Source organism: Streptomyces sp. NH27, assembly GCF_056859195.1.
Genome location: NZ_JACEGK010000469.1, coordinates 1 through 6,335, shown reverse-complemented (window position 1 = coordinate 6,335; position 6,335 = coordinate 1). Strand labels below are relative to the sequence as shown.

Below are 6,335 nucleotides of genomic sequence, written 5' to 3'. Positions count from 1 at the left end.
AGCTCGTCGCGGGCGACCGCCACCTCGCCGAGGACGTCGTCCAGGAGACCCTGCTGCGGGCCTGGAAGAGCGCGGCACAGCTCGACCCGGCGGCCAGGTCGCTGCGGCCCTGGCTGATCACCGTCGCCCGGCGGATCGTGATCGACGGCCACCGCAGCCGGCGGACCCGCCCGCCGGAGACCTCCCCCGCCGCCCTGGACCTGCTGCCGGCCCGCGACGAACTGGAGCGCTCGCTGCGCCTGATGACGATCTCCGACGCGCTCCAGGACCTGTCCGCCGCCCACCGCGAAGCGCTCGTCGAGACGTACTTCAAGGGCCGTACAGTCAGCGAGGCGGCCGAGGAGCTGGGACTGCCGCCCGGCACCGTACGGTCCCGGGTCTTCTACGCGCTGCGTGCCGCGCGGAACGCACTGGAGGAGAGAGGGGTGACCACCTCGTGACCCCCATGACGCCTCATGTGGACGTGGGCGCCTACCTGCTCGGGGCGCTCGACGACGCGGAGATGTCGGCGTTCGAGGAGCACCTGGCCGAGTGCGACGCCTGCGGGCAGGAACTGGACGAGCTGAGCGGGGTGGTGCCGGTCCTCGCCGAGCTGCGCGCGGACGGGATCGGCATCCCCGAGCCGCCCGGCGACGCGCTGCTCGACCGGCTGCTGCGGCAGGTCTCCGGCGAGCGCCGGGCCCGCCGTCGGCGACGGCTGGTCGCGGTGGCGGTGGCCGCGGTGCTGGTCGTCGGCGGACCCACGATCACGGTGCTGGCCACCCAGGACGACGGCCACGGCTCCGCCCCGGCCGCGAACGCCTTCCCGGCCGGGCGGGAGTCGGCGAGCAACCCGGCGACCGGGGTGTCCGCCGTCGTCGGGCTCACCGACAAGGCGTGGGGCACCGCCGTCAGCCTGCGGCTGGCCGGGGTACACGGCCCGGACCACTGCCACCTGGACGCCGTGGGGCGCGACGACTCCCGGGAGACGGTCGCGACGTGGTCGGTGCCGCAGGACGGTTACGGTACGGGCGCGCAGCGCGAGGCACTGACCGTCAGCGGCGCCACCGGCCTGCACGTGAAGGCGATCAGCCGGTTCGAGGTGCGTACCGACGACGGCACCCTGCTGCTGAGCATCCCGCAGTCCGGCACGCAGCCCACGGACCGCCCGCGCGGCACCGCCGGCTGACCGGCCCGCCCGCACACCGAGCCGGCCGGCACCCGCGCAAGCGCCCGGACGGCTGCTTCACCGGCCCGCCCGCACCAGGCCGTATGCCGCACCCCTACTGACCTGCGGCTCACCGCACCGATATCCCGCCGACATATCGCTGTCGGTGGGATATCGGCGCCGTGTCGGTGAACTCGTGCAGGGTGATGGACATGACGACGCGACTGACAGACAACGGTGGGACCGCCGCCGTCGAGGTGCGCGGTCTGGTCAAGCACTACGGCCCGACCAAGGCGCTCGACGGGGTGGATCTGGAAGTGCGCCAGGGCACGGTGCTCGGCGTCCTCGGCCCGAACGGGGCCGGCAAGACCACTCTCGTACGAGTGCTGTCCACCCTCATCAGGCCGGACGCCGGCAGCGCCCACGTGGCGGGCTTCGACGTACTCAAGCAGCCCCGGCAGCTGCGCCGGGTGATCGGCCTGACCGGGCAGTACGCCTCGGTCGACGAGAAGCTCTCCGGCCGGGAGAACCTGTACATGATCGGGCGGCTGCTCGACCTGTCCCGCAAGGACGCCAGGGCCCGCACCGACGAGCTGCTGGAGCGCTTCTCGCTCACCGAGGCCGCCAAGCGGCCCGCGGTGCAGTACTCCGGCGGCATGCGCCGCCGCCTCGACCTGGCGGCGAGCATGATCGGCAAGCCCTCGGTGCTCTACCTGGACGAGCCGACCACGGGCCTGGACCCGCGCACCCGCAACGAGGTGTGGGACGAGGTGCAGCGGATGGTCGCCGAAGGGGCGACGGTGCTGCTCACCACCCAGTACATGGAAGAGGCCGAACAGCTCGCCGACGAGCTGACGGTCATCGACCGCGGCCGGATCATCGCCGGCGGCAAGGTGGCCGAGCTGAAGGCGAAGGTCGGCGGGCGAACCCTGCGGATCAGGCCGAGCCGGCCCGCCGCGGCCCCGGAGATGGCCGCCGCGATCGCCGAGGCCGGCCTCGACGGGGTCGCGGGCGCGCGTACCGACGACGACGGCATGATCAGCGTGCCGATCCTCAGCGACGACCAACTCACCGCCGTGGTGGGGCTGCTGGGCGGTCGCGGCTTCGGCATCGCGCACATAGAGACGCACCTGCCCAGCCTGGACGAGGTGTTCCTCGCCGTCACCGGCCAGAAGGCGTCACCGTCCGAGGACGGCTCCGCCGGGAACAGCTCCGCCGGGGACAGCTCCGCCGAGGGCGCCGAGCGGGACCCGCTCACCCCGGACAGCACGACGGACTCGAAGAAGAACGTGGAGGTCACGGTATGAGCGCGGCTTCGGCCACACTGACCGCCCCGGCGAATGTCGCGGCGAGCGAGGGCAGGATCGGCCTACGCGCCAACCTCCGGCACATCGGCGCCCTGGCCCGCCGCAACATGCTCCAGATCAAGCAGGACCCGGAGTCGATGATCGACGTCCTGCTGATGCCGGTGATCTTCACCCTGCTCTTCGTCTACGTCTTCGGCGGCGCGGTCTCCGGCAAGGGGCACCAGCAGGCGTACGTGAACTACGTGATCCCCGGCCTGATGGCGATGATGGGCATGAACATCGCCATGGCGGTCGGCACCGGTATCAACGACGACTTCCGCAAGGGGGTCATGGACCGGTTCCGCACGATGCCGATCGCGCGGTCCTCGGTGCTGATCGCGAAGATCGTGGTCGAGGTCGGCCGGATGATGATCGCGATGGCGATCCTGCTCGGCATGGGCTTCGCACTCGGCATGAGCGTCGCGACGGACGTACCGCACCTGCTGATGTCGGTAGTGCTGTCGCTGGCGTTCGGTGCCTCACTGATGTGGATTTTCATTCTGCTGGGTCTGACGATGAAGACGGCCCAGTCGGTCCAGGGGGTGGCCATGATCGTGCTCATGCCGCTGCAGTTCGGCAGCTCCATCTTCGCCAAGCCGACCACGATGCCGGACTGGCTGGAGAGCTTCACCAAGGTCAACCCGCTGTCCAACCTGGCGGACGCGTCAAGGGCTCTGATCAACGGCGGCCCGGTCGCGCACTCGGTGTGGATGGTCGTGGCCTGGTCGGTCGGCATCACCGTGGTGACGGCGCCGCTGGCGGTGGCGCGGTTCCGCAAGAAGACCTGAGCGGCCGGTGGTGGCACCGCGGACCGGTGCCACCCGACGACCTGTCAGTTCACGTCGCGCATCAAGGCGACGGCCTCGGCGACATCGAGGTCGTCGCCCTTGGCGTAAGCGGCGGCGAAGCCGGCCTCGCCGAGCAACTCGCGCAGCCGGCCACGGGAGTTCGCGATGTCGCGGGCCTCCAGCGGTGCGATCGCCAGCGGGCGCAGCCGGTCGTGCGCGGACAGCAGCGCGGCCGCGCGGGTCAGCCGCTCCCGCTCGACCCCGGACGCAGACCCGGAGTTGGACGCGGCGTCGGAGTTGGACCCGGCCCCGGACGCGGAGTTGGACCCGGGCGCGGACCTGGGCCCGGACTCGGACGCGGAGTTGGACCCGGACTCGGACTCGGACTCGGACTCGGACTCGGCGAGCAGGATCAGCAGTTCCACGACGCCGGGCGACATCATGATCGCCAGCCGCGGGGTGATCACCTGGGCCAGCGGATGGCGGCTCATCTCGTTGATGCCGTCGGCGAGCATGGCGAGGCCGCCCGCCGGATCGCTGGACCGGCCGACCAGGTAACCCTTCATGCCGCGGAGCATCCCGCTGACGAAACCGGGCACCGGGGAGTGGCTGTCGCTGCTGTCCACGATGGTCCTGTCGACCAGCGCCAGCGCCTCGGGCACCCGGTCCAGCCGGGCGAGCAGGCCGGCGAGCTGCACCCTTCCGAAGAAGGCGGCACCGTAGCTGGCCGAGCCGAACCCCTCGGCGTCCGCGATGCCCTCGCGTATCACCCGCTCGCCCTCGGCCACCTCGCCGATGCTCGCCAGTGCGTCGCCGAGCCGGACCGTCAGCACCGGCACGTGCTGGTGGGCGCCCATCTTGCGGGCCAGCGCGATGCCCTCGCGGCAGCACTGGACCGCGCGCGGCCAGTCGCCCATGTTGCCGGCCGCCTCGGCCTCCCCCGACAGCGTCTCCGCGGTGCCCCATTCGTCGCCGATCCGCTCGAACAGCCGGCGGCTCTCGCCGAGGTCCGCGAGCGAGGCGTCGAGCCGCTCGCTGACGTCGTTGTTCACCTTCGCCCGCAACTGCAGGGCGAAGGCCAGGTCCCAGGTGCGGCCGAAGCGGCGGCAGCTCTCGACGGTCTCGTCCATCAGCTCGTGCACCCGGTCGAAGTCGCCGGAGAAGAACGCCCCGAAGGAACGGGCGAGGCCGGGCTGCCGGGCGGACTGCGGCAGGTGCGGCGGGTAGGTCTCGATCAGGGCGACGCCGACCCTGACGATGCTGTCGTCGGACCACCAGTCGTTCTCGTCGTCGTGGGCGGACATCTCGATCACCCGGACATGCCGGCGCGCCTCCAGCAGCCGCTCGCCCGCCCGCGGCGCCGGGTCGTCCAGGGTGCCGCGCTCGACCGGCTCCAGGCTCGGCGGCTCGGCGAACGGGTCCGGGCCGAGCGCGGCCGCCGCGGCCGGCCAGTGCAGCCGCTCCGACACGTAGTTGCGCACCTCCCAGAACCAGGCGCAGCCGATCACCAGCAGCAGCGCCTCCTGCTCGTCCGCGGCGTCCACCGCCCGGCGCAGCGCGGCCCGCAGGTTGTCGTGCTCGCGCTCCAGCCGCTCGAACCAGACGAGTTGGCCGCGCTCGCGCAGCTTCGGGTCGGCGGTGCGGACGTACTCGCGGAAGTAGACGACGTGCCGGCGCTCGATCCCGGCGCGCTCGCCGGACTCGTCGAGCCGCTCGGCGGCGTACTCCGAGATGGTCTCCAGCATGCGGTAACGGGAGCCGTCCTCGTCCTGTTCGGCCAGCACCAGGGACTTGTCGACGAGGGAGGCGAGCAGGGCGGCCGCGTCGGGCGACGCTATCCGCTCCGCGGCGGCGGGCCCGGCCGCGGCCCGCGCCCCGTGCCCGTCCCCGTGCTCGTCCCCGTCGGCAGGGGCGGGGTCCGCGCAGACCGCTTCGACCGCGTCGAGGGTCCAGCCGCCGCGGAAGACGGCGAGCCGGCGCAGCAGGACGCGCTCGGCCGGGTCGAGCAGGTCCCAGGACCAGTCCACGACGGCGCGCAGGGTCTGCTGGCGGGGCAGGAGCGTACGGCTGCCGCCGGTGAGCAGGCGGAAGCGGTCGTCGAGCCGGTCGGCGAGCTGCCGCGGCGACAAGCTGCGCAGCCGGGCCGCGGCAAGTTCGATCGCCAACGGCAGGCCGTCCAGCCGCCGGCACAGCTCCGCGCACGCCACCGGGTCGTCGTCGACGGAGAAGCCGGGGCGGGCCGCGGCGCCCCGGTCGGCGAGCAGGCGCAGCGCGGTCGGGTCCGGCAGCGGGTCCAGCGGCCGTACCAACTCACCTGGTACGCCGAGCGGTTCGCGGCTGGTGGCGAGCACCGACAGGCCCGGGCAGTTCGCCAGCAGCGACTCCGCGAGGGTGGCGGCCGCGTCGATGACGTGCTCGCAGTTGTCCAGCACGAGCAGCAGCTCGCGGCCGGAGCAGTCCTCGACGAGTTGCCGGGCCGCGTCGCGCGGGCCGGTCTCCGCCGCGTTCGCCGCCTCGGCGGCGCTGCCGGAGTGCAGCAGCGTCTCGCGCAGCCCGAGCGAGCTGATCACCGCCTCCGGCAGGGTGCGCGGGTCGCTCACCGGGGCCAGCTCGGCGTACCAGACGCCGTCCGCCCAGCGGCCCGCCACCAGGTCCCCGGCCTCCTGGGAGAGCCGGGTCTTGCCGGTGCCGCCGGGGCCGGTGATCGTCACCAGCCGCCCCTGCGCCAGGTCGTGCCGCACCGCCGCGAGGTCGCTCTCGCGGCCCACGAAGCTGGTCAGCCGGGCCCTGGAGTTGCCGAGCCCGGACTCCGCCGCCCGGCCGCCGGCCGCGGTACGGCCCCGGTCCGGGTCGGCCACGCGCGCGCCACCCGCCGGCGTGCGGTCGTACGTCCAGCCCGCGGGCACACCGTCGCCGGCCGCGGCGGACGGCCGAGCGCCCGGGTCGGCCACGCGCGCGCCACCCGCCGGCGTGCGGTCGTACGTCCAGCCCGCGGGCACACCGTCGCCGGCCGCGGCGGACGGCCGAGCGCCCGGGTCCGCGCCGGGGGTGGGC

General features: G+C 73.4%; 4 protein-coding genes and 1 pseudogene. 4 read left to right on the top strand and 1 reads right to left on the bottom strand.

The features are described 5' to 3' along the window. The 4 genes and pseudogenes from AC13HU_RS29485 to AC13HU_RS29470 all read left to right on the top strand — a co-directional run. A partial coding sequence (locus AC13HU_RS29485; RefSeq protein WP_483045021.1) for a sigma-70 family RNA polymerase sigma factor occupies positions 1–440 on the top strand: 440 nt, incomplete at its 5' end. A 5-nt stretch (positions 441–445) separates the two neighbouring features. After that, positions 446–1,168, top strand: coding sequence for an anti-sigma factor family protein (locus AC13HU_RS29480; protein ID WP_483045022.1), 723 nt, complete (start codon positions 446–448; stop codon positions 1,166–1,168). 191 nt (positions 1,169–1,359) lie between these two features. Next, positions 1,360–2,340: pseudogene (locus AC13HU_RS29475) on the top strand (ATP-binding cassette domain-containing protein); the annotation flags it as partial. A gap of 110 nt (positions 2,341–2,450) precedes the next feature. After that, on the top strand, positions 2,451–3,281 hold the full coding sequence (locus AC13HU_RS29470) for an ABC transporter permease (RefSeq protein ID WP_483045020.1): 831 nt from the start codon (positions 2,451–2,453) through the stop codon (positions 3,279–3,281). 44 nt (positions 3,282–3,325) lie between these two features. On the opposite strand, the gene AC13HU_RS29465 is transcribed toward AC13HU_RS29470, so the two are convergent. Beyond that, the coding region (locus AC13HU_RS29465) for an ATP-binding protein (protein WP_483045019.1) at positions 3,326–6,335 on the bottom strand (3,010 nt) is incomplete at its 5' end.

What these genes read in the sequence shown, in the direction of transcription:
- AC13HU_RS29480 (WP_483045022.1), top strand. Translation starts at nt 446, where the DNA reads ATGACGCCTCATGTGGACGTGGGCGCCTACCTGCTCGGGGCGCTCGAC.
- AC13HU_RS29470 (WP_483045020.1), top strand. Translation starts at nt 2,451, where the DNA reads ATGAGCGCGGCTTCGGCCACACTGACCGCCCCGGCGAATGTCGCGGCG.